Source organism: Nocardioides sp., assembly GCF_041600255.1.
Taxonomy (GTDB): Bacteria; Actinomycetota; Actinomycetes; order Propionibacteriales; family Nocardioidaceae; genus Nocardioides.
The window spans coordinates 1-22,107 of the sequence record NZ_JBFIKK010000047.1; the positions used below are offsets into that span (position 1 = coordinate 1).

19 protein-coding genes, 1 tRNA gene and 1 pseudogene are annotated in these 22,107 nt (G+C 70.7%); 15 read left to right on the plus strand and 6 right to left on the minus strand.

Features of this window, described 5'->3' with window-relative positions:
• Positions 1–753: MMPL family transporter (locus tag ABZE72_RS07710; protein ID WP_372728431.1), on the plus strand; the 753-nt coding region annotated here is incomplete at its 5' end.
• Between the two features lie 7 nt (positions 754–760).
• Here the strand turns inward: ABZE72_RS07710 and treZ are convergent.
• From treZ to glgX, 3 genes are read right to left on the minus strand one after another with little or no spacing between them, the layout of a single operon-like run.
• Positions 761–2,527 (minus strand): malto-oligosyltrehalose trehalohydrolase, encoded by a 1,767-nt coding sequence (gene treZ, locus ABZE72_RS07715; protein WP_372728432.1) that lies wholly within the window; start codon positions 2,525–2,527, stop codon positions 761–763.
• Positions 2,527–4,878, minus strand: a complete 2,352-nt coding sequence (gene treY, locus ABZE72_RS07720) for a malto-oligosyltrehalose synthase (protein WP_372728433.1) — start codon at positions 4,876–4,878, stop codon at positions 2,527–2,529. Before treY ends, treZ begins: the two co-directional genes overlap by 1 nt.
• A gap of 3 nt (positions 4,879–4,881) precedes the next feature.
• Positions 4,882–7,059 carry a glycogen debranching protein GlgX gene (gene glgX, locus ABZE72_RS07725; RefSeq protein ID WP_372728434.1) on the minus strand — a complete coding sequence of 726 codons (2,178 nt, stop codon included), beginning with the start codon at positions 7,057–7,059 and terminating at the stop codon, positions 4,882–4,884.
• A gap of 121 nt (positions 7,060–7,180) precedes the next feature.
• Here glgX and ABZE72_RS07730 point away from each other — a divergent pair, with 121 nt between their 5' ends.
• The 10 genes from ABZE72_RS07730 to ABZE72_RS07775 all read left to right on the plus strand — a co-directional run bounded on the left by ABZE72_RS07730 (position 7,181) and on the right by ABZE72_RS07775 (position 17,421).
• On the plus strand, positions 7,181–8,506 hold the full coding sequence (locus ABZE72_RS07730) for a serpin family protein (RefSeq protein WP_372728435.1): 1,326 nt from the start codon (positions 7,181–7,183) through the stop codon (positions 8,504–8,506).
• Between the two features lie 35 nt (positions 8,507–8,541).
• The gene (locus ABZE72_RS07735) at positions 8,542–9,687 is read left to right on the plus strand and encodes an acyl-CoA dehydrogenase family protein (RefSeq protein WP_372728436.1); all 1,146 of its coding nucleotides are present in this window, start codon (positions 8,542–8,544) and stop codon (positions 9,685–9,687) included.
• A 189-nt stretch (positions 9,688–9,876) separates the two neighbouring features.
• Positions 9,877–11,169, plus strand: coding sequence for an extracellular solute-binding protein (locus ABZE72_RS07740; RefSeq protein ID WP_372728437.1), 1,293 nt, complete (start codon positions 9,877–9,879; stop codon positions 11,167–11,169).
• The gene (locus ABZE72_RS07745; protein WP_372728438.1) at positions 11,166–12,161 is read left to right on the plus strand and encodes a carbohydrate ABC transporter permease; all 996 of its coding nucleotides are present in this window, start codon (positions 11,166–11,168) and stop codon (positions 12,159–12,161) included. The genes ABZE72_RS07740 and ABZE72_RS07745 overlap by 4 nt, the downstream gene beginning before the upstream one ends.
• Complete coding sequence (locus ABZE72_RS07750; protein ID WP_372728439.1) at positions 12,161–13,000, plus strand: sugar ABC transporter permease; 840 nt, start codon at positions 12,161–12,163, stop codon at positions 12,998–13,000. The genes ABZE72_RS07745 and ABZE72_RS07750 overlap by 1 nt, the downstream gene beginning before the upstream one ends.
• 53 nt (positions 13,001–13,053) lie before the next feature.
• Entirely contained in the window at positions 13,054–13,794 is a 741-nt protein-coding gene (locus ABZE72_RS07755; protein WP_372728440.1) for a VIT family protein, read from the plus strand.
• A gap of 47 nt (positions 13,795–13,841) precedes the next feature.
• Positions 13,842–14,423, plus strand: coding sequence for an RNA 2',3'-cyclic phosphodiesterase (gene thpR / locus ABZE72_RS07760; protein WP_372728441.1), 582 nt, complete (start codon positions 13,842–13,844; stop codon positions 14,421–14,423).
• A gap of 42 nt (positions 14,424–14,465) precedes the next feature.
• Positions 14,466–15,722 carry a Re/Si-specific NAD(P)(+) transhydrogenase subunit alpha gene (locus ABZE72_RS07765; protein WP_372728442.1) on the plus strand — a complete coding sequence of 419 codons (1,257 nt, stop codon included), beginning with the start codon at positions 14,466–14,468 and terminating at the stop codon, positions 15,720–15,722.
• A complete protein-coding gene (locus tag ABZE72_RS07770; RefSeq protein ID WP_372728443.1) occupies positions 15,719–16,039 on the plus strand; it encodes an NAD(P) transhydrogenase subunit alpha in 321 nt (106 codons plus the stop codon). The genes ABZE72_RS07765 and ABZE72_RS07770 overlap by 4 nt, the downstream gene beginning before the upstream one ends.
• Positions 16,036–17,421, plus strand: a complete 1,386-nt coding sequence (locus tag ABZE72_RS07775; protein WP_372728444.1) for an NAD(P)(+) transhydrogenase (Re/Si-specific) subunit beta — start codon at positions 16,036–16,038, stop codon at positions 17,419–17,421. The genes ABZE72_RS07770 and ABZE72_RS07775 overlap by 4 nt, the downstream gene beginning before the upstream one ends.
• Before the next feature lie 128 nt (positions 17,422–17,549).
• On the opposite strand, the gene ABZE72_RS07780 is transcribed toward ABZE72_RS07775, so the two are convergent.
• The 3 genes from ABZE72_RS07780 to upp form a co-directional block, all read right to left on the minus strand.
• Positions 17,550–17,897 carry a hypothetical protein gene (locus tag ABZE72_RS07780; protein ID WP_372728445.1) on the minus strand — a complete coding sequence of 116 codons (348 nt, stop codon included), beginning with the start codon at positions 17,895–17,897 and terminating at the stop codon, positions 17,550–17,552.
• Positions 17,894–19,741, minus strand: a complete 1,848-nt coding sequence (locus ABZE72_RS07785) for a DUF4157 domain-containing protein (RefSeq protein WP_372728446.1) — start codon at positions 19,739–19,741, stop codon at positions 17,894–17,896. The genes ABZE72_RS07780 and ABZE72_RS07785 overlap by 4 nt, the downstream gene beginning before the upstream one ends.
• A 119-nt stretch (positions 19,742–19,860) precedes the next feature.
• Positions 19,861–20,502, minus strand: a complete 642-nt coding sequence (gene upp / locus ABZE72_RS07790) for a uracil phosphoribosyltransferase (RefSeq protein ID WP_372728447.1) — start codon at positions 20,500–20,502, stop codon at positions 19,861–19,863.
• A gap of 134 nt (positions 20,503–20,636) precedes the next feature.
• On the opposite strand from upp, the gene ABZE72_RS07795 reads away from it, so the two are divergent.
• The 4 genes and pseudogenes from ABZE72_RS07795 to ABZE72_RS07810 form a co-directional block, all read left to right on the plus strand.
• Positions 20,637–21,122 carry a tRNA adenosine deaminase-associated protein gene (locus ABZE72_RS07795; protein ID WP_372728448.1) on the plus strand — a complete coding sequence of 162 codons (486 nt, stop codon included), beginning with the start codon at positions 20,637–20,639 and terminating at the stop codon, positions 21,120–21,122.
• Between the two features lie 20 nt (positions 21,123–21,142).
• The gene (locus tag ABZE72_RS07800; RefSeq protein WP_372728449.1) at positions 21,143–21,610 is read left to right on the plus strand and encodes a nucleoside deaminase; all 468 of its coding nucleotides are present in this window, start codon (positions 21,143–21,145) and stop codon (positions 21,608–21,610) included.
• A gap of 46 nt (positions 21,611–21,656) precedes the next feature.
• Positions 21,657–21,746, plus strand: a tRNA-Ser gene (locus tag ABZE72_RS07805).
• A gap of 113 nt (positions 21,747–21,859) precedes the next feature.
• A pseudogene (locus ABZE72_RS07810) lies at positions 21,860–22,107 on the plus strand (hypothetical protein); the annotation flags it as partial.

Sequence of the window (22,107 nt, forward strand, 5' to 3'; positions counted from 1 at the left end):
ACCCAGCGCTCCCAGCAGATCGTCGAGGACCTCCGCGACGTCGATCCGGAGTCCGGGACCGCTCTCGTCGGGGGACTCAGCGCCGAGACGGTCGACCTGGTCGACTCGGTCGGCAGCCACCTGCCGATCATGGGCCTGATCGTGATCGGCGTGATGCTGGTGCTGCTCTTCTGGGCGTTCGGTTCGGTGGTGCTGCCGCTCAAGGCGATCGTGATGAACGCGTTCTCGATCACGGCGAGCTTCGGGGTGGTGACCTGGATCTTCCAGGAAGGTCACCTGGAGGGCCTGCTCGGCTTCGAGTCGACCGGCTACCTCGACGCCACCAACCCGATCCTGATGCTGGCGATCCTGTTCGGGCTGTCGATGGACTACGAGGTCTTCCTGCTCTCCCGGGTTCGCGAGCAGTGGGACCTGACCGGCGACAACGACGTCGCGGTCGCCACCGGTGTCCAGAAGACCGGCCGGATCATCACCAGCGCCGCCCTGCTCCTGGGCGTCGTGATCGGCGCCTTCGGCCTGTCCGGGATCATCTTCATCAAGATGCTCGGCATCGGCATGCTGGTCGCCCTGGTCATCGACGCGACCATCGTCCGGGCGCTGCTCGTGCCCGCGACGATGAAGCTCCTCGGCCGCTGGAACTGGTGGGCACCGGCGCCGATGGCCCGCTGGTGGGACCGCAACGGTTTCCGTGAGGGCGGTGAGCCCGCGGCCCCGGCCCAGGAGGCCGAGCTCGCCGGCGCCGGCCGGGGCTGAGCTCCGACTAGTCGCCGACCCGGACGAGCGCGCCGGCGTGGGCGGTCAGCATCAGCTGGCCGTCCGCGCCGAGCGTGACGGCCGGGTTGGTCGCGAAGAGCAGGGTGGCCGCGCGGTCCAGGCCGTCGACCAGCGCCGGTTCGTCCGCGAAGTTCACCACCATCTCCACGCCCCCGCGACGCATCCGGAACACCCGGGTCTCCTCGTCCACCGCACAGCTCGTGGCCAGGAACGACGGGTCGGTCAGCTCGGGCAGCGCCCGCCGGAGCCCGGCCAGCTCCCGGTAGATCCCGAGGATCCGGGCATGCCGCCCGGACTCGAGCTCGCTCCAGTCCAGCTTCGAGCGCTGGTACGTCGCCGGGTCCTGCGGGTCGGGCACGACCGCCGGGTCCCAGCCCATCCGCTCGAACTCAGCGATCCGGCCCTCGGCCGTCGCGGTCCCCAGCTCCGGCTCCGGGTGCGAGGTGAAGAACTGGAACGGCGTCGAGGCCGCCCACTCCTCACCCTGGAAGAGCATCGGGGTGAACGGACCGGCCAGGGTCAGCATCGCCGCGCAGGCCAGCTGGTCGTCGTCGAGCACCTCGGTGATCCGGTCGCCGCGCGCCCGGTTGCCGATCTGGTCGTGGTTCTGGCTGCAGACCACCAGTCGCCAGGTGGGCATCGCCTCGGTGTCGATCGGGACGCCGTGGTCGCGGTCGCGGAACGACGAGAACGTGCCGTCGTGGAAGAAGCCCCGCTCGCAGACCTTCGCCAGCGCCGACAGCGGCTCGAAGTCGGCGTAGTACCCGGCCGTCTCGCCGGTCAGCGCCACGTGCACCGCGTGGTGGAAGTCGTCGCTCCACTGCGCGTCGAGGCCGTAGCCGCGGGCCTCGCGCGGGGTCACCAGCAGCGGGTCGTTCAGGTCCGACTCCGCGATCAGGGTCAGCGGCCGCCGCTGGTGGGTCGAGAGCGCGGCGACCTCGATCGCCATCTCCTCCAGCAGGTGCAGCGGCGAGGAGTCCGAGAGCGCGTGCACGGCATCGAGCCGCAGGCCGTCGACGTGGAAGTCGGTGAACCACATCCGGACGTTGTCGAGGATGTAGCGGCGCACCTCGGCGCTGTCCGGGCCGTCCAGGTTGAGCAGGTCGCCCCATGTGTTGGCGCCCTGCTTGAGGTAGGGGCCGAAGAGTGGCAGGTAGTTGCCCGACGGACCCAGGTGGTTGTGCACCACGTCCTGGATCACGCCCAGCCCAGCGGCGTGACAGCCGTCCACGAAGCGCTGGTACGCCGCCGGGCCGCCGTACGGCTCGTGGATCGCCGACCAGAGCACGCCGTCGTACCCCCAGTTGTGGGTGCCGTTGACCGCGTTCACCGGCATCACCTCGACCAGGTCCACGCCGATCGAACGCAGGTGGTCGAGCTTGCCCAGGGCGGCATCGAAGGTGCCCTCGGGGGTGAACGTCGCGACGTGCAGCTCGTAGATCACCGATCCGGCCAGCTGGCGCCCGGTCCAGCCGGCGTCCTGCCAGTCGTGGGCCGCCGGGTCGAAGGTGCGCGACAACTGGTGCACGCCGGCGGGCTGGCGACGCGAGCGGGGGTCGGGCCGCGGCTCGGGGTCGTCGTCGAGCAGGTAGCCGTAGTCGACCGCCTGTCCGGCGAGCACCGGCTCCGGAAGCGGGCCGGCGGGGGTCCACCAGTCGCCGTCGCCCCGGGCCATCTCGACGACCTCGCCGTCGACGAGCAGTCGAACCCGGCCCGGGCGGGGAGCCCAGACGTCGAAGGGACCGCGGTTCATCAGGACTCCTCCCGAGGGGCCAGCAGGGCGACGGGCAGGTCGGCCAGCAGGTCGGCGAGTCGCGCCGTACCGGCCGCCGTTCGTCCGGTCAGCACGTCACGCCAGGTGCCGTCCGGCAGGTCGACGCTCGTGTCGCCCCACCCGCCCCGCTCCCCGAGCCCGACCGGCAGCCGGGTGGCCAGCGTGATCGCGCCGCCGCGGTCGAAGCCGAGCAGGTGGTCGGCGGCCGGTCCACTCGCGTGCACCGCTCGGTAGCCGGTGAAGAGCTCCGGGCGGTCGCGACGCAGGGTGAGCGCTGCTCTGGTCACGAGCAGCTTCGCGTGGCCGGGGTCGTCGATCCGGTCGGTGATCCGCGGAGCGAGCTCCCCGGCCAGCAGCCCGGCGCGCAGGTCGAAGTCGACCGGCCGGCGGTTGTCCGGGTCGACGAGGCTCTGCTCCCACAGCTCGCTGCCCTGGTAGACGTCCGGCACGCCGGGCATGGTCAGCGCCACCAGCTTGGCGGCCAGCGCGTTGCTCCAGCCGGGCCCGGCCAGCCGGGCGGCCAACCCCTCGACGAGTGCGCGGACCCGCTCGTCGTCGTACGCCGCGTCGACGGCCCGGTGCACCTGGGCCTCGTACGACGCGTCCGGCGCGGTCCAGGTGGTCTGCTCGCCGGCCTCCCGCATCGCCTTCTCGACGTAGCCGTGCAACCGCTCGCGCTCGGCCGGCCAGCAGCCGACGACGGCCTGCCACATCAGCGAGGCGAAGCCGGGGTCGACCGGGTCCTTCCAGAGCAGCTCGTCCAGGGTGGCCGCCCACTCGTCGGGCAGTTCGGAGAGGACCGTGATCCGGGCCCGGACGTCCTCGCCACGCTTGGTGTCGTGCGTGGAGAGCGTGGTCATCGCGTGCGGCCAGTCGCGCTGCCGGGCGGCCATCCGGTCGTGGAACTCGTCCGGGGTGATCGCGAAGATGCTGGGGTCGCCGCCGACCTCGTTCAGCGAGGTCAGTCGCGAGTGCCGGTAGAACGCACAGTCCTCGACGCCCTTGGCCATCACCATGCCGGAGGTCTGCTGGAAGCGCAGGGCAGCCGGCTGGTCGGGGTCGGCCAGCAGCGGGTGCAGCAGGTCGAGGGTGTCGGCCAGGTCGGGCCGATGGGTCCGGGCCAGCGCGACCGCCTCGTCCAGGTGCTCGCGTCCCGCGGGCAGGTAGGAGCGGTAGACACCGAAGCAGGCGAGCAGTTCGGCGACCGCGTCCGCCACCGGGCCGGGCCCGCCGATCGTCACCCCGGTGGCCAGCACCTCGCGGGTGATCCGACGGACCTCGGAGTTCAGGATGCCGTCGGCGACGGCCCGCTTGGTGTCGTGGATCAGCTGGGGCCACTCGACGACTCGTCCGCGCAGCCGCGCCTCGAGCCGGTCGAGCTTCTCCTGCCCGGCGGGGTCGGTCAGCGCCCGGTCGAGGTGGGCCAGCGCGTCGTACCCGGTGGTGCCGGTCGTCGGCCAGCTCGTGGGCAGCTCCTCACCGGGCTCCAGGATCTTCTCGACCAGGACGTAGGCGTCCCCGGTCAGCTCGGCCAGGTCGGCCAGGTAGCCCTCGGGGTCGCGCAGGCCGTCGGGGTGGTCGACGCGCAGGCCGTCGACCAGCTCTTCGTCGAACCAGCGGCGGATCTCGACGTGCGAGTCGTCGAAGACCCGGCGATCCTCGACCCGGATCGCGGCCAGCGTGTTGACCGCGAAGAAGCGGCGGTAGTTCAGTCCCTGGTCGGCGACCCGCCAGGAGGAGAGCCGGTAGTGCTGCCGGTCGTGCACGGCGTTCGCGTCGAGCTGCTCGGCCTGCTCGCCGGCCGCCACGGTTCCGGGGGCGATCGGGAAGCGGTGGTCGTGGTAGCGCTGCTCGAGCCCGTCGCCGGTGTCGACCACCCGGAGGTGCTCGATCCGGCCGTCGTCGCCCAGGTCGTCGTCGCCGACGACCGGCACCACGACCCGGTCGTGCGCGACCTCCCAGTCCACGTCGAAGGCATCGGCGTACGCCGAGTCGCGGCCGTGGGTGAGCAGGTCCCACCACCAGGTGCCCGGGTCCGGCGCGGCGATGCCGACATGGTTGGGCACGATGTCGACCAGCACGCCCATCCCGAGTCGCCGCGCCTCGGCCGACAGGGCGGCCAGGCCCTGCTCGCCGCCACGGCTGGGGTCGATCCGGTCGTGCACCCGGACGTCGTACCCGTGGCTGCTGCCGCTCTCGGCCTCGAGCAGGGGCGAGAGGTAGACCCAGTCCACCCCGAGGTCGCGCAGGTAGGGCAGCCGCCGTGCCGCCTCGACGAGGTCGAACTCGGCGGTGATCTGCAGCCGGTAGGTGCTGGTCGGTGTGCGCACGGTTCAGTCCTGCTGGGAGTGGGCGGCCAGTGAGGCGGCGACGGAGTGGTCGGGCTCGGCCTCCGGGGCGACGTGCTGGCGCAGCACCACGACGCTGCGGGTCTCCAGCGGCAGCGCCTTTCCGGCGGCGTACGACGTCGTGGTGTCGAGGTTGCCTCCGGTGTCGAGGACGACGTCCCAGGCGTCGGCGTACTCGTCCGGCGGGAGGGTGGCCTCGGCCGGGCCGTCGGCGTTGAAGTAGAGCAGGAAGTGGTCGTCGGTGATCGCCTGGCCGCGCTCGCCCTTGCCCGCGATCCCGTCGCCGTTGAGGTACATCCCGATCACCTTGGCGCCGGCGCCGTCCTCGCCGGGGTGCCAGTCGCCGTCCTCCATCGGGCGGCCGTCGAGATGCAGCCAGACGATGTCGTTGAGGCGGGCGCCGTCGCCGGTGCGGACGGTACGGCCGGTGAAGAAGCGCTTGCGCCGGAAGGTCGGGTGCTCGGCGCGCAGCCGGGCCACCGCGGCCGTGAACTCGATCAGCGGCTTGTCGGCCCGGTCCCAGTGCACCCAGCTGAGTTCGGAGTCCTGGGCGTAGGTGTTGTTGTTGCCGTCCTGGGTGCGGCCCAGCTCGTCGCCGTGCAGCAGCATCGGCACGCCCTGGCTCAGCAGCAGCGTGGTCAGAAAGTTGCGCTGCTCGCGGGCGCGCAGCTCCAGCACCTCGGGGTCGTCGGTCGGCCCCTCGACGCCGTGGTTCCACGAGCGGTTGTGCGACTCCCCGTCGTTGTTGTCCTCGCCGTTCGCCTCGTTGTGCTTCTCGTTGTAGGAGACGAGGTCGCGCAGCGTGAAGCCGTCGTGCGCGGTGACGAAGTTGATGCTGGCGAAGGGGCGCCGGCCGGACTGCTCGTAGAAGTCCGAGGACCCGGCCAGCCGCGAGGCGAACTCGCCCAGCGAGGGCTCGCCACGCCAGAAGTCGCGCACGGTGTCGCGGTAGGCGCCGTTCCACTCGGTCCACTGGGGCGGGAAGTTGCCGACCTGGTAGCCGCCGGGGCCGATGTCCCAGGGCTCGGCGATCAGCTTGACCTGGCTGACCACCGGGTCCTGCTGGACGAGCTCGAAGAAGGTGGCGAGCCGGTCGACGTCGTAGAACTCCCGGGCCAGGGTGGCGGCCAGGTCGAACCGGAAGCCGTCGACGTGCATCTCGGTCACCCAGTAGCGCAGCGAGTCCATGATCAGCTGCAGGGAGTGCGGGTGGCGCACGTTGAGGGAGTTCCCGGTGCCGGTGTAGTCGGTGTAGTAGCGCTGGTCGTCCTCCTCCAGCCGGTAGTACGCCGGGTTGTCGATCCCCTTGAAGCTCAGCGTGGGGCCCAGGTGGTTGCCCTCGGCGGTGTGGTTGTAGACCACGTCGAGGATCACCTCGATGCCGGCGGCGTGCATCGACTTCACCATCGACTTGAACTCCTGCACCTGCTGGCCGTGCTCGGCGTTCGCGGCGTAGTCGACGTGCGGGGCGAAGAAGCCGAGGGTGTTGTAGCCCCAGTAGTTGCGCAGGCCCTTCTCCAGCAGCGTGGAGTCCTGGACGAACTGGTGCACCGGCATCAGCTCGATGGCGGTCACGCCGAGCTTGGTGAGGTGCTCGGTGATCGCCGGGTGGGCGAGACCGGCGTACGTGCCGCGGATCTCCTCCGGCACGTCGGGGTGGAGCTGGGTGAGGCCCTTGACGTGGGCCTCGTAGATGAACGACTGGTCGTAGGGGATGTCGAGCCGGCGGTCGCCCTCCCAGTCGAAGAACGGCGTGATCACGACGCTCTTGGTCATGTGGGCCGCGGAGTCGTCGTCGTTGCGGGAGTCGGGGTCGCCGAAGTGGTAGCCGAACAGCGACTCGTCCCAGTCGATCTCGCCGCTGGTCGCCTTGGCGTAGGGGTCCAGGAGCAGCTTGTTGGGGTTGCAGCGCAGGCCGTTGGCAGGGTCCCACGGGCCGTGCACCCGGTAGCCGTAGCGCTGGCCGGGCTGGACGCTGGGCAGGTAGCAGTGCCACACGTAGGCGTCGACCTCGGTGACGTCCACCCGGGTCTCGGCGCCGTCCTCGTCGAAGAGGCAGAGCTCGACGCGCTCGGCCACCTCGCTGAAGAGGGCGAAGTTGGTGCCGCTGCCGTCGAACGTCGCGCCGAGCGGGTATGCGGTCCCGGGCCAGATCTCTACCATCGTGTCTCCTGCAGTCGTTTGGATCGATCAAAGCACGGGCGGCCGGGGGTCGGTCAATCCGTTGCGTGGGTGGGGCGCCTGCCCGGGGAACCGGTACCCGTCCCGGCGCGTCCCAACCGTCATGGACATCACGCGTCGCGACGGACTTCGGCTGGCTGCCCTGCTCGCGGGGCTGGGGGCGCTCCCGGTCGGGCTCGGTGCGTGCGGCACCGAGCCGGGCCCGCAGGTCAGCCCCGCGGACCCCGGCACGCTCGGGCTGGCCGCCGCCGACGTACGCCGCTCCGACGGCTCGCCCGCCGACCTGCCCGACGTCGTGGCGTCGCTGCACGGGCTGTCCGGCGGCCTCTTCGGTGAGCTGGCCCGGACCCCGGGCAACCTGGTGATCTCGCCGTACTCGGTGGTGGTCGCGCTGGCGATGACCCTGAACGGCGCCCTCGGCGCCACGGCCGCGGAGATGCGCGACGTGCTCGGCGTCGAGGACGTGGACCGGTTCAACGCCGGCCTCAACGCGCTGACCCAGCACGTCGAGGGGCTGGCCGGCGAGGTCCAACTCGCCGACGGCAGCCGGGGAGAGCTCGTCCTGGCCGCTGCGAACCAGCTGTTCGGGCAGCGCGACACCACGTGGCGCAAGCCCTTCCTGGCCACCCTCGCCCGGGAGTACGGCGCCGGGATGCGGCTGGTCGACTACACCGCGAACGTCGAAGGGGCGCGTGGGCTGATCAACTCCTGGACCGCCGAGCAGACCCGAGAGCGGATCCCGGAGATCGTGCCGGAGGGGGTGCTCGACGGGCTGACCCGGCTGGTGCTGGTCAACGCGCTCTACCTGAAGGCGCCGTGGTCCGAGCCGTTCGAGCCCGAGCTGACCACGCCGGCGGTGTTCCGGACCGCCGCCGGAGCGAGGGTCGAGGTGCCGATGATGCACCGCGGCCTCGCCTCCACCGGTTTCACGAGCGGTCCCGGGTGGGTGGGCGTCCGGTTGCCGTACGCGGGTGACGGCCTGGCGATGACGATCCTGCTGCCCGACGACAGCGCGATGCCGGCCCTGATCGACCGGGTGAGCGGCGGCGAGCTCCCGCAGATGCTGGCCGGGCACCGGCCCACCGGCGTACTGCTCACGATGCCGCGCTGGGAGTTCCGCACCGCGTCGCCGCTGCGCGAGGCGCTGGTCGGCCTGGGCATGCCGACCGCCTTCGACCGGGTCGAGGCGGACTTCGCAGGCATGACCACCGACGAGGAGCTCCACGTCTCGGCCGTCCTGCACGAGGGCTTCATCGCGGTGAACGAGGAGGGCACCGAGGCGGCTGCGGCGACGGCGGCCGTGATGGCCGGGACGTCGATGCCGGTCTTCGAGCAGACCGTGGTGGTCGACCGGCCGTTCCTGTTCGTGATCCACGACCTGGAGCACGGCACGCCGCTCTTCCTGGGGCGGGTCGACGATCCCTCCTGATGACGCAGTGTGTTACCCGGAAGTAGGCTGCGGGCATGAAGCGGACGATCTATGACGAGGACCACGAGGCATTCCGGGCATCGGTGAAGGAGTTCCTCGACCGTGAGGTGGTGCCCAACCTCGAGCAGCACGTCGAGAACAGGGCGATCCCCCGGGAGTTCTGGCTCGAGGCCGGCAAGCAGGGCTTCCTCGGTCTGGAGATCCCCGAGGAGTACGGCGGCTCGGAGGCGGGCGACTATCGCTTCAACGCGGTGCTCACCGAGGAGCTGGCCAAGGTCAACATGGCGCTCCCGTCCTGCCTCGGCATCCACGCCGACATCGTGGCGCCGTACCTGGCGCACCTGACCACCGAGGAGCAGAAGAAGCGCTGGCTGCCCGGCTTCTGCTCCGGCGAGATCCTCGCCGCGATCGGTATGACCGAGCCCTCCGGTGGCTCGGACCTGGCGGCGCTGAAGACGACGGCCGTCCGCGACGGTGACGACTGGATCCTCAACGGCTCGAAGACCTTCATCACCAACGGCAACTCCGCCGACCTGGTGATCGTGGCGGCTCGCACCAGCCCGGAGAAGAAGGCCAAGGGCATCACGCTCTTTGGTGTCGAGACCAACAAGGAGGGCTTCAGCCGCGGCCGCAAGCTCGACAAGGTCGGCCAGGACGAGTCGGACACCGCCGAGCTGAACTTCACCGACCTGCGCGTCTCGAACGACGACATCATCGGCGAGCTCGACAACGGCTTCATCCACATGATGACGTTCCTGCCCCAGGAGCGGCTCGGCTCGGCGATCACGAACCTCGCCCACGCCGCGCAGATCCTGGACGAGACGCTGCAGTACGCCAAGGACCGCAAGGCGTTCGGCCAGTCGATCGGGAACTTCCAGCACAACAAGTTCCTGCTTGCCGAGCTGTACACCCAGGTCGAGGTCACCCAGGCGTTCATCGACCAGGCGGTGATGGCGCACACCCGCAACGAGCTCACCCCGATCGACGCGGCGAAGGCGAAGTGGTGGAGCGCGCAGGTGCAGAGCGAGGTCCTCGACCACTGCGTCCAGCTCTACGGCGGCTACGGCTACATGAACGAGTACCGCGTGGCCCGCGCCTGGCGCGACGCCCGGGTGACGAAGATCTGGGCCGGTTCGAACGAGATCATGAAGGAACTCATCGGCCGCGACCTCGGCCTCTGAGCACCACCCCCCTTCCGCTGTAACGCGGGGTTATTGACGCTGAAGAGCCTCCCGGGGGGCCATTCAGCGTCAAGAACACCGCGTTACAGCGGAAGGGGCGGGGCTGTGACCCCCGCCACCTCCCGGGCTTGTTACTCTGCGGCGCCGCCACCAGGCGGGCGTGACCACGTCTTTCTCGGGAGTTCGCCCATGAATCGCATTTCCTCCGGCCTCGCCGGAACGACCGCCGCCCTCGCCCTCCTGCTCGCCGGCTGCGGCGACGACAGTGACTCGAAGGCGTTGCCGGCCGAGACCGCGGACCCCGCGGAGCTCTCCGCCGTACTGACCTGGTGGGACACCTCGGACCCGCAGAACGAGGCTCCCGCCTTCGACAAGCTGATCGAGAAGTTCAACGAGGAGTACCCGAACGTCACGATCAAGCATCAGTCGGTGCCCTTCGGTGACGCGCAGAACAAGTTCAAGACCGCGGCCGCCTCCGGCAGCGGCGCTCCCGACATCCTCCGCGCCGAGGTCGCCTGGGTTCCCGAGTTCGCCTCGCTCGGCTACCTCTACGCCCTCGACGGCACCGCGCTGCTGGAGGACCACGACTTCCTCGAGACCCCGCTGTCCAGCAACGTCTACGACGGCCAGACGTACGGCGTCCCGCAGGTCACCGACACCCTCGCGCTGATGTACAACAAGGAGCTCTTCGCGAAGGCCGGGATCGACCAGGCCCCCACCACGTGGGACGAGGTCGCCCAGGCGTCCACGAAGCTGCAGAAGGTCGGGGCCGAGGGCATCTACCTCAACTCCGGCGGCTACTTCCTGCTCCCCTTCATGTACGGCGAGGGCGGCGACCTGGTCGACACCGACTCCGAGGAGATCGTGGTCGACAGCGCCGAGAACGTCGCCGGCATCACCCAGGCCCAGCAGCTCGTCAAGAGCGGTGCCGCGGTCAAGCCGGACGCCAACGACTCCTACGGCACGATGATGACGCTCTTCAAGGAGGGCAAGGTCGGCATGATCGTCAACGGCCCGTGGGAGGTCGCGGCACTCGACGCCGACCCGCAGTTCGGGGGCTTCGACAACCTCGGCGTCGCGCCGGTGCCGGCCGGCACGGCCGGTGCGGGCGCCCCCGTGGGCGGCCACAACTACGTCATCTACTCCGGGATGGACGAGGAGAAGGCCGCCGCTGCGGTCGCCTTCGTGAAGTTCATGAGCTCGCCGGAGTCGCAGGCGTTCATCGCCGACGAGCTGGGCCTGCTGCCGACCAGCCAGGGCGCCTACGACCTGGTCACCGACAACGAGAAGGTGGCCGCGTTCAAGTCGGCGATCGACGTGGCGCGCGCGCGTCCGTGGATCCCGCAGGGCGGTCAGTTCTTCGGCCCGCTGGACGAGATGGCGATCAAGGTGCTGGTGCAGGGCGTCGACCCGGCCAAGGCGCTCGACGAGGTCGCGAAGAAGTACGAGTCCGAGGTCGTGCCGGACTACTCGCGTCCGTGACCTCTCTCGACACCCCACGCCGGTCGGAGCGGCCCCGCGGGCGACTGCGGAGCAGCTTCGACCGGCACTGGTACGCCTGGGTGATGGTCCTGCCGACCGTCATCGTGCTCGGCGTCCTGATCCTCTTCCCGCTCGGCCAGGGCATCTACCAGTCCTTCACCGACCTCAACGAGTCCAACCAGCGCGACCAGATCTGCACCAAGGTGCTCGGCGGGCAGGAGACCTGCCGGCCCAACCCTGACCGGTCCCGCTTCGTCGGCCTCGACAACTACGTCGACATCCTCAGCGGCGAGGTCGGAACGTTCTGGCTGCAGTTCACCAACACCCTGGTGTGGACCGTCACCTGCGTGACGTTCCACTTCGGGATCGGCCTGGGGCTGGCGGTGATGCTGAACCGTCGGTTCCGTGGGCGCGGGATCTACCGGGTGCTGCTGATCGTGCCGTGGGCGGTGCCGGCGTTCGTGAGCGCCTTCGCCTGGAAGTTCCTGTTCAACCCGCGCTTCGGGCTGGTCAACTCCACGCTCGAGGCGGTCGGCATCGACCCGGTCGACTGGTTCAACCACCGGTGGAGCTCGATGTTCACCGCGATCGTGGCGAACGTCTGGCTGGGCGTGCCGTTCATGATGGTCGCCCTGCTCGGTGGCCTCCAGGCGATCTCGGACGACCTCTACGAGGCGGCCGAGATCGACGGCGCCAGCCCGTGGCAACGGTTCCGCAACATCACCCTGCCGGGGCTGCGACCGATCAGCGCCACGGTGATCCTGCTGGGCACGATCTGGACCTTCAACATGTTCCCGATCATCTACTTCGTCACCGGCGGCCAGCCCGCCGGCCAGACCGAGATCCTGGTCACCGGCGCCTACCGCGAGGCGTTCGAGGGGATCCGCGACTACTCGATGGCCGCGACGTACGGCGTGCTGATCCTCTCGATGCTCGTCGTCTTCGCCAGCGCCTACCGCCGGATGCTGCGCCAGCAGGGAGAGGTCTTCTGATGGCCGCCACACGTCGACGCAGCCGGGGGATGTCGGTGCTGCTGCACGGCACCCTCGCGCTGGCCAGCTTCATCGCGCTGTTCCCGGTCCTGTGGATCCTGCTGAGCTCGCTCAAGCCCGGCTACGCCATCCAGCGCAGCGAGTTCCGGCTCTTCGTGGACCCGTCGCTGGACAACTACCGGCACGTCCTGACCCAGACAAACTTCCCCGACTGGTTCCTGAACTCGCTGATCGTGGCGGCGTTCACGATGGTGATCGGGATCTCGATGTCCGCGACCGCGGGGTACGCGCTGAGCCGGTTCAACTTCCCCGGCAAGCGCGGGCTGATGTGGGTCTTCCTGCTCACCCAGATGTTCCCGGTGGCGATCCTGATCGTGCCGATCTACACGATCATGGCGCGGGCCGGGCTGATCGATACCAAGGCGTCGCTGGTGATCGCCTACTGCACGGTGGCGGTGCCGTTCTGCGCCTGGATGCTGCGCGGCTACTTCGACACGATCCCGCGCGAGCTCGACGAGGCGGCAGCCCTGGACGGCGTGGGCCCGTTCGGGATCTTCTGGCGGATCGTGCTGCCGCTGGCGAGGCCCGGCCTGGCGGTGACGGCGTTCTACACGTTCCTGACCGCCTGGGGCGAGGTCGCCTACGCGATCGCCTTCATCCAGACCGACTCCAAGCTCACCCTGGGCGCCGGGCTGCAGCAGTTCGTGCCCCGCTTCAACGCGCAGTGGGAGAACCTGACGGCGGGCGCGGTGATGATCACCATCCCCGCGGCGATCGTCTTCTTCTTCGCCCAGAAGCACCTCGTCGGCGGGCTGACCGCCGGCGGCACGAAGGGCTGAGCGCAGCCTTACCTTCGTTGCGGGGCGCGGGCACGTCGCCAAGGATTGACCCCATGAGCACTGACGCCAGCGATCTCGGCCTGCCCCTGGGGCCGCACGACGACGAGCCGCACGGCCTCGGGTTCAACAACCGGCTCAACTGGCTGCGGGCTGCCGTCCTCGGCGCGAACGACGGCATCGTCTCCACCGCCGGCCTGGTGGTCGGCGTGGCGGGTGCGACCAGCGACAGCAAGACGATCCTGGTGGCCGGTGTCGCCGGCATCGTGGCCGGCTCGCTGAGCATGGGTGCCGGCGAGTACGTCTCGGTCAGCACCCAGCGCGACTCCGAGCACGCCCTGCTGGAGAAGGAGCGCCGCGAGCTGGTCGAGGAGCCCGAGGAGGAGCTCGCCGAGCTGGCGGCGATCTACGCCGGCAAGGGGCTCAGCGACGAGCTCGCGCTCCGGGTGGCCGAGGAGCTCACCGCGCACGACGCCCTCGGTGCGCACGCGGAGGCCGAGCTGGGCATCGATCCGGACGACCTGACCCAGCCCTGGCACGCGGCGTGGGCCTCGATGCTGGCCTTCACCGTCGGGGCCCTGCTGCCGCTGCTCACGATCGTGCTTGCCACCGCCGCCCTCCGGGTGCCGGTGACGATGCTCGCCGTGGTCGTGGCACTGGCCGTGACCGGATGGGCGAGCGCTGCCTTCGGCTACGGACCGGTGCGGCGCGCCGTGCTGCGCAACACCGCCGGTGGTCTGGTGGCGATGGTGGCGACGTACGCGGTCGGGTCGCTGCTGGGCACCCACGTCCTCTGAGGCGTCGGCGCCGTCGGTGTCGTCCGGTCGCGGCGTAGGTTCGGTCCATGCGGATGTTCGTGGCGCTGGTGCCGTCCGCGGAGGCGGTCGAGCACCTCGACGCCTTCCTCGAGCCACGGCGCCAGCAGGCTGACCTGCGCTGGGTGGACCCCGAGCACGTCCACCTGACGCTCGCCTTCCTGGCGGACGTGGAGGAGCGGCGTCTCGACGACCTCGTCGAACGGCTCGGCCGGGCGGCCCGGCGGCGTACGACGTTCACGGCCCGGATCGCCGGCGGCGGCGCCTTCCCGAACGTGGCCCGCGCCCGGGTGGTCTGGGCGGGGCTGGCCGTGGAGGAGCCCGGCGAGGTCGAGCTGCCGCGGTTGGCCACCGGTGTCCGGGCCGCCGCCGCACGGGCCGGCATCGCCGTGGACGGCCAGCGTTTCAAGCCGCACGTCACGCTCGGGCGTCGTCGCGTGCCCGGGGAGGTCTCGCACTGGGTGCGGCTGCTGGACGGCTACGCCGGACCCACCTGGACCGCGGACCGGGTGGCCCTGGTCCAGTCCCATCTGGGGGAGGGGCCGCGTGGCCGCCCGAGGTACGTGGTGGTGGACGAGTTCGCGCTGGGTGGCACCACGCCGAGAATCTGAGATGCCTGTTCGCAGGCCGGGATCTGCCCTAGGTTGCGGCGAGTGAAGATCGCTGTGGTCAGGGAGAGTCGTGAGGGCGAGGCCCGCGTCGCGATGGTGCCCGAGCTGGTCGGCAAGTTGACCGCTCTGGGGTACGACGTCGCCGTGGAGCCGGACGCCGGTCGTCATGCGTTGATCGCCGACGAGGAGTACCAGGAGGCCGGGGCCACGATCGACGATCGTGCGCTCGAGTCCGCCGACCTGGTCGTCTCGGTGCAACCGCTCGACAGCGCCGCCGTACGTCGGCTGCGCAGTGGGGCGGCGACGGTCTCGTTCCTGCCCGCCGGTCAGGAGCTCAACCTGGTGGCCGACCTGCGCGACCTGGAGATCACCTCGTTCGCGATGGAGCTGGTGCCGCGGATCTCGCGGGCGCAGTCGATGGACGCGCTCTCCTCGCAGGCCCTGGTCGCCGGTTACCGCTGCGCCGTGGTCGCGGCCGGCCTGCTGCGCCGCTTCTTCCCGCTGAACATGACCGCCGCCGGCACCGTGCCGCCCGCCCAGGTCGTGGTGCTCGGGGCCGGCGTTGCCGGGCTCCAGGCGATCGCGACCGCGAAGCGGCTCGGCGCCGTGGTCAAGGCGTACGACGTCCGTGCGGCCGCCGCCGAGGAGATCCGCTCGATGGGCGCCCAGGCCATCGAGCTGGAGCTGGAGACGTTGGAGGGTGCGGGCGGCTACGCCCGCGAGATGACCGAGGACCGGGCCGCCCGGCAACGCGACCTGCTCGCGCCGTACATCGCGGCCGCGGACGCCCTGATCACCACCGCTGCCGTACCGGGGCGTCAGGCGCCGATGCTGGTCACCCGCGAGATGGTCGAGGCGATGAAGCCCGGCTCGGTGGTGGTCGACCTGGCTGCGGAGACCGGTGGCAACGTCGAGGGCTCCGAGCCCGGCGAGGTGGTCCGGGTCGGCAACGCGCAGGTCTGGGGCGGGCGCAACGTGCCCTCACAGATGCCCGGACCGGCCTCGAAGCTCTACGCCCAGAACATCGTCAACCTGGTCACGCTGATGACCGAGGCCTCCGAGGAGCCCGGCGGCGCCCGCTTCGCGCCGGACTTCGACGACGAGATCGTGACCGGATCGTGCGTCACCCATGCCGGCGTGATCCGGCACGAGCCCAGCCGGGAGGCGATCGAGGGCCCTGCGGCCGAAGCGCTCGCTCCTGAGGCGCCGGTCGCCGACCCGGGGCCCGCTCCCGCTCCGGCGACGCAGCCTCTCGATGCCCAGCCCGAGTTGCCCTACGACCAGGAGACCGACCAGTGAGTGAGCCCATCGTCTGGTTGACGATCTTCGTCCTCAGCGTCTTCGTCGGCATCGAGGTGATCTCCAAGGTCTCCTCGACGCTGCACACGCCGCTCATGTCGGGCGCGAACGCCATCCACGGCATCATCCTGCTCGGCGCGATCCTGGTCACCGGCACCAGCGAGGGCACCGTCGCCCTCGTCGTCGGCCTGATCGCGATCGTGCTCGCCGCGATCAACATGGTCGGCGGGTTCGTGGTCACCGACCGGATGCTCCAGATGTTCGTGCGCAAGCCGAAGAAGGCTGCCTCCACCGACGCACCCGGAGGTGCCGCATGATCGCGCCCACCTGGGTCCAGCTGGTCTACCTGGCCTGCGCCGTCTGCTTCATCCTGGCCCTCAAGGGGCTGTCCGGGCCGAAGACCGCCCGGGCCGGCAACCTGATCGGCGCCGCGGCCGCGGTCGTCGCCGTCAGCATCCCGTTCTTCTACCTCGAGCTCGACCACGTCGTGCTGATCCTGGTGGCGATCGCGATCGGGACCGCCATCGGTGTCTTCGGTGCCCAGCAGGTGCAGATGACCCAGATGCCTCAGATGGTGGCCCTCTTCAACGGGGTCGGTGGTGGGGCCGCGGCGCTCGTCGCCCTGCTCGAGCTCGACGAGATCCTCGGTCACTCGCGCGACGAGAACTGGTTCATCTACGTGGCCACGGCCTTCACGATCGTGGTCGGCGCGATCTCGTTCGCGGGCTCGGTGGTCACCTTCGCGAAGCTCCAGGAGCTGATGACCTCGCGTCCGGTCGTCTTCGCCGGTCTGCCGCTGGTCTTCGGGGCCGCCCTGGTCGGTGCCGTGGTGCTCTCGGTGCTGACCGTGACCTCGCCGGCGCTCTGGATCGGGATCGTGCTCGGCCTGCTGGGGTTGGCGATCGGTCTGCTGCTGGTGCTGCCGGTGGGCGGGGCCGACGTACCGATCGTGATCTCGCTGCTCAACGCCTTCACCGGCCTCACGGTCGCCGCCGGCGGGTACGTGCTGGGCAACGTGGTCCTGCTGGTCGCGGGCACGCTGGTCGGTGCCGCCGGCACGTTCCTGACGATGCTGATGGCCAACGCGATGGGCCGCTCGGTGGCCAACATCCTCTTCGGCGCCCTCAAGGGTGGCTCCACCCTCGGCGCAGGCGAGGCCAGCGACCGGCCGGTGAAGAGCGCGGGCCCGAGCGACATCGCGATCCTGCTCGGGTACGCCGACCGGGTGATCGTGGTCCCCGGCTACGGCCTGGCGGTCGCGCAGGCGCAGCACACGCTGCGGGAGCTGGTCGAGGTGATGATGGAGCGCGGCACCCGGGTCGACTACGCGATTCACCCCGTCGCCGGCCGGATGCCCGGGCACATGAACGTGCTGCTGGCCGAGGCCCAGGTGCCCTACGAGCAGCTGCTGGAGATGGACGAGATCAACGGCGAGTTCAAGCACACCGACGTGGTGCTGGTGGTGGGGGCCAACGACGTGGTCAACCCGGCGGCCAAGACCACGCCCGGGGCACCCATCTACGGCATGCCGATCCTGAACGCCGACGAGGCGAAGCAGGTGGTGTTCATGAAGCGGTCGATGCGGCCGGGCTTCGCGGGGATCGAGAACGAACTGCTCTTCGAGCCGACCACGACGCTGCTCTTCGGTGACGCGAAGGAGTCGCTGGGCAAGCTGCTGAACGCGGTGAAGTCGCTGTAGGCGATCGCCCCCTTCCGCTGTAACGCGGGGTTATTGACGCTGAACAAGCCGCCTCAGAGGCACTCAGCGTCCAGAACACCGCGTTACAGCTGGGGGGTGCGCTCGTTCAGGGCCGGCTCGGTCCGCTGCTACTCCTCGCCGGCGAATCCGCTGAGCAGCTCGTCGAGGAGGTCGGCGGAGTCCTGGCCGCCGGTGACGACGAGCAGCATCGGGCCGTTGACGGTGCAGTCGCCGATCCGACCCTCCGGGGCGGGGGTACGACGCAGCTCCGCCGCCGCTGCCTCGGCCGCGTCGTGGCTCTCGAAGAGATGGACCGAGGCGCGGGCCGACAGCGACGTCCACGCGTAGCCGAGCGCTGCCTCGGACCCCACCGTGGTCGCCTCGGGTGACGGGTCCGCCAAGGTCACGTCCGCACCGAAGGCGCTGATCCCCAGCAGTGCTTCGGCGTCGCGCCGGTACTCCTCGTCGAAGCTCATCGCCCGGCCCCGACCTTTCCGGCCCCGGCCTTCCCGGGCGAGGCCTTCCCGGCCCCGGCCGTTCCGGCCCCGACCTTCCCGGGCGAGGCCGCCGGCGTGGTCGCAGCGGTCGGCGTGGCCGGTGAACCGGAGGTCGGTGTCCCGGCGGTGGTGGCCGGGGGTGGCTCGTCGGCGGCGGCCACCGGCGACTCCTCGCCCGCCGCCTCGGCCAGCGCTCCGGCCGGCGCCTTCGGCGGGAACTTCGCCCGAGCCGCTGCCCAGTCGCCGGTCTTGACCGCCAGCTTGAACTCGGTCCACCGGGCCGCGATCTGCGGGGCGGTGAGCCCGGCCTTCTCGCAGCCCTCCCGGAACCGCGTGTACAGCCGCGGGGTGTCCCCGTTGAAGTAGATCTCGGCGAGCTCGGTCTGCTGCTCGGTCTGGTTCGCGCCCAGGATGGTCAGCAGGTCGCCCACGAACTCCCAGTTCTTCTGGTAGTTCTTCCGGGTCGAGCTCGCGCCGTTGCCGTTGCTGGGTGTGCCGTCGGCATGGGTGATCAGTCGGGTGAAGTACTCGGTGATCCCCTCGTTGAGCCCGGAGCCGAACTCGCGCAGCACCTTCAGTTCGGAGTAGCGGTGCATGCTCTCGTGGATCGCCGTACTGGTGGTGCCCTTCTTGTGGTGGATGATCGCCGGCCGGTCCCGGTGCTTGTTGGCGATGAACGCGTTGGTCCTCCGCCCGCCCACGGCCGCGGTCTTCGTCGGGTTCTGGGTCTCGTAGATCCTCGTGAAGTCCTCGTCCCCGACCGTGGCGACGAATCCCTCGGCCTGCTTGCCCGCCTTGACCGCCGCGTCGATGAAGGGCTTGAGGTGGCCGAGCTTGGCCATCTCCTCCCGGATGAACGCGTCGGCCTCCCCGCCCGACAGGTGCTGGGGGCCCGCCGCGCCGCCCGCGCCGCCGGCACCACCCGCAGCCCCACCCGCGGGCGCCCGGTGGGCCATCCCCACGGCCGTCACCAGGCTCATGTACTCGTGGTCGCCGACGAACGCCCGTGCCTTGTCCATGATCGCGCGGTCGGTCGAGATGGCCGTGCGCTGCTCGGTGGTCAGCGCTGCGAGCTGTACCCGCAGCGCCTTCATCCGGGTGGCCGCTTCCGCCTTGCTGGCCGGCGGAGCGCCTTCGATCGCACGGGTGAAGTCCTCCTTGGCCGTGCCGACCTCGCGACGGATCGGTCCGGTCGGCCCGGGGCTCCCGACCGCCGGCCCCGGCCCCGGCCCCGCCGGCTCCGCCGCCCGACGCTGCAGGGCTCCGACGACGTGGTCGGCCACCCGGTCGGCAGCGGCCTCCGCCGGGTCGTCGGCGCGACCGACCGTGATGCCGCTCCCGGTCGTCGGGGCGTGGTCCTGCTGGGCGACGTGGGCCAGCTCGTGGGCGAGCAGGCGCTGGCCCGAGCTGGTGCCGGGGTCGTAGCTGCCGGGCGAGAAGTAGACGTCGGAGCCGTGCGTGAACGCCGTCGCCTGGACCGATCGGGCGATCTCGCCGGCCTCGGAGTCGGCGTGCACGCGTACGCCGGCCAGGCTCACCCCGAGCTGTTCGCCGAACCTGCCGGCCACCTCGTCGGGCAGTTCCTTGCCCGCGCCGCGGCGGCGCTGCAGTGCGCCGAGGACGTCGGGTGAGACGGGTGAGCCGCCGAGCGGGTCGTCGAGGTCAGCGTGGCGACGGCGCCGGAGGGTGGCCAGGCCGGCCAGGGCCCGGGCCGCCGGGTGCTCGGCGGAGTCGAGGTCGAACGCCGTGGGTCGGTCGCGCTCGGCCAGCGCGGCGCGGACGTGCCGCCGGCGTACCGGTCTCGCGTGCGCGTGGGTCACCATCGGGAGCTCCTCGACCACCCCCGCATGCCACGAGGGCGCTCTCGACGCTACTCCCGCGCATGCCGGACCGACAGCGCTCGGAGGAGTCTTTACCCGCTACCTCGACAGGTGCGGTGAGCTCACTGGGCGACGCCGTACAACCGGTCGCCGGCGTCGCCGAGCCCGGGCACGATGTACCCCTTCTCGTTCAGCTTCTCGTCCATCGCCGCGGTCACGACCGTGACCGGCACCTGCAGGTCGGCCAGGTCGCGCTCGAGCCGCTCGCAGCCCTCGGGAGCCGCCAGCAGGCAGATCGCGGTGATGTCGTCGGCGCCGCGGTCGGTGAGGAAGCGGATGGCCGCGGCCAGGGTGCCGCCGGTGGCCAGCATCGGGTCGAGCACGTAGCACTGGCGACCGGACAGGTCGTCGGGCAGCCGCTCGGCGTACGTCGAGGCCTCGAGCGTCTCCTCGTTGCGGACCATGCCCAGGAAGCCGACCTCGGCGGTCGGGAGCAGGCGCATCATGCCGTCGAGCATGCCGAGACCGGCACGCAGGATCGGGACGACGAGCGGCTTGGGGGTGGCGAGCTTCACGCCGGTCGTGGGGGCGACAGGGGTCCGGATGTCGCTGGGGGCGACCCGCACGTCGCGGGTGGCCTCGTAGGCGAGCAGGGTGACGAGCTCGTCGGCCAGACGGCGGAACGTCGGGGAGTCCGTCGTCTCGTCTCGCAGGGTGGTCAGCTTGTGGGCCACGAGGGGGTGGTCGACGACGTGGGTGCGCATGGGCGAAACCCTAGTCCAGCCCCCTGCCGAGACGCAGATCGCCGAGATGGACGGGGGTTGGCCCACGCGGCCGCTTCTGTCAGTCTGGACCCGAGCAGCAGGTCACGGGGCACGCAGCGCGAGCGAGGAGTGACATGTCCGAGATGATCGACGGCATCGACTTCGCGGTGGCCGCCTACCGCGAAGAGGGCGTCTGGCAGGTCATGGAGCTCGCCCATGACGTCCTGGTCGACCTCGACACCCTTGCGCACGCGCTGCGCAGGTTCCCCGGTGACGGGGGGGCGGTCGGCATGGTCGCCATCGACGAGGACTTCTTCATCATCGTGCGCGTGGCCGGTGCCAACACCCGGGTGCTGCTCTCCGACGTGACGGCCGGGGACGAGTGGGAACTGGCCAGCTCGGTGCTGGAGTTCCTGAACCTGCCGCTGCCCGAGGAGGACGACGAGCAGGTGCCCGCCGGAGATCTGGACCTGCTCGGCGACATGGGCATGCACGCGATGGACATGGCCGTGCTGATCGACGACTTCGAGCTCTACCCGGACGAGATGCTCTCCGACATCGCCCGCCGGCTGGGCTTCGGCCCGCTCTTCGACGAGGTCGTCGGGCTCGCCTCGGCCTGACCGACCCCACCCCCCTGACGATGACCCCGCCGTACGACGTCTGGCGCGAGCCCATGCGCCTGGCCCTGGCCGAGGCGACCGCTGCGCTCGAGACCGGCGACGTACCCATCGGCGCCGTCGTCATCGACCCGACGGGTGCGGTGATCGGCCGCGGTCGGAACGTCCGTGAGGCCCGCGCCGACCCGACCGGGCACGCGGAGGTGGTGGCGCTGCGCGAGGCCGCGCGGGAGCGGGGGGAGTGGCGGCTGGAGGGGTGCACCCTGGTGGTGACCCTCGAGCCCTGCACGATGTGCGCCGGTGCCGCGGTGCTCAGCCGGGTCGAGCGGATCGTCTTCGCCGCCTTCGATCCCAAGGCCGGGGCGGTCGGCAGCCTGTGGGACGTGGTGCGCGACCGTCGGCTCAACCACCGGCCCGAGGTCGTGAGCGGCGTACTGGCCGAGCAGTCGGCCGCCCTGCTGGAGGCGTTCTTCGCCGAACACCGCGGCTGAGGGACTCGATTTCACGCGTCGGCGGGGCTCCGGTAATCTCTCCCGCGGTGGCGTGTCCGAGCGGCCGAAGGTGCGACACTCGAAATGTCGTGTGGGGTCAAACCCACCGTGGGTTCAAATCCCACCGCCACCGCCAGACCGACGTAGTCGGAGGAGAGCCGCCCCAGGCCCACGTTCGCGTGGGAACCGGGGCGGCTCTCGGCATTTCTGCCCCGGGTCCGCTTCGGTCCGGCCTCTACCCTCGCCACCGTGAGCATCGAGCTGCGCGTCATCTCCGAGGACGACTGGGAAGCCTTCCGCGACGTCCGCCTGCGAGCGCTGAGCGACGCGCCCGACTCGTTCGGCCAGACCCTCGCGGCGTCGGCAGCACAGCCCGACTACGTGTGGCGCGAGCGCGCCCACGCCGGCGGCCCGGTCGTCCTGGCCTTCGCCGAGGGCCGAGCGGTCGCGATGGGAGGACTGCTCCTGCCCGCCGACGCGGCGGCGGGATTCGTGTG

Coding starts and splice junctions, on each gene's coding strand:
- ABZE72_RS07785 (WP_372728446.1), bottom strand. CDS start 19,741: ATGGTGACCCACGCGCACGCGAGACCGGTACGCCGGCGGCACGTCCGC.
- ABZE72_RS07780 (WP_372728445.1), bottom strand. CDS start 17,897: ATGAGCTTCGACGAGGAGTACCGGCGCGACGCCGAAGCACTGCTGGGG.
- ABZE72_RS07750 (WP_372728439.1), top strand. CDS start 12,161: ATGGCCGCCACACGTCGACGCAGCCGGGGGATGTCGGTGCTGCTGCAC.
- ABZE72_RS07730 (WP_372728435.1), top strand. CDS start 7,181: ATGGACATCACGCGTCGCGACGGACTTCGGCTGGCTGCCCTGCTCGCG.
- ABZE72_RS07740 (WP_372728437.1), top strand. CDS start 9,877: ATGAATCGCATTTCCTCCGGCCTCGCCGGAACGACCGCCGCCCTCGCC.
- thpR (WP_372728441.1), top strand. CDS start 13,842: ATGCGGATGTTCGTGGCGCTGGTGCCGTCCGCGGAGGCGGTCGAGCAC.
- ABZE72_RS07795 (WP_372728448.1), top strand. CDS start 20,637: ATGTCCGAGATGATCGACGGCATCGACTTCGCGGTGGCCGCCTACCGC.
- ABZE72_RS07800 (WP_372728449.1), top strand. CDS start 21,143: ATGACCCCGCCGTACGACGTCTGGCGCGAGCCCATGCGCCTGGCCCTG.
- treZ (WP_372728432.1), bottom strand. CDS start 2,527: ATGAACCGCGGTCCCTTCGACGTCTGGGCTCCCCGCCCGGGCCGGGTT.
- ABZE72_RS07735 (WP_372728436.1), top strand. CDS start 8,542: ATGAAGCGGACGATCTATGACGAGGACCACGAGGCATTCCGGGCATCG.
- glgX (WP_372728434.1), bottom strand. CDS start 7,059: ATGGTAGAGATCTGGCCCGGGACCGCATACCCGCTCGGCGCGACGTTC.
- ABZE72_RS07775 (WP_372728444.1), top strand. CDS start 16,036: ATGATCGCGCCCACCTGGGTCCAGCTGGTCTACCTGGCCTGCGCCGTC.
- ABZE72_RS07755 (WP_372728440.1), top strand. CDS start 13,054: ATGAGCACTGACGCCAGCGATCTCGGCCTGCCCCTGGGGCCGCACGAC.
- upp (WP_372728447.1), bottom strand. CDS start 20,502: ATGCGCACCCACGTCGTCGACCACCCCCTCGTGGCCCACAAGCTGACC.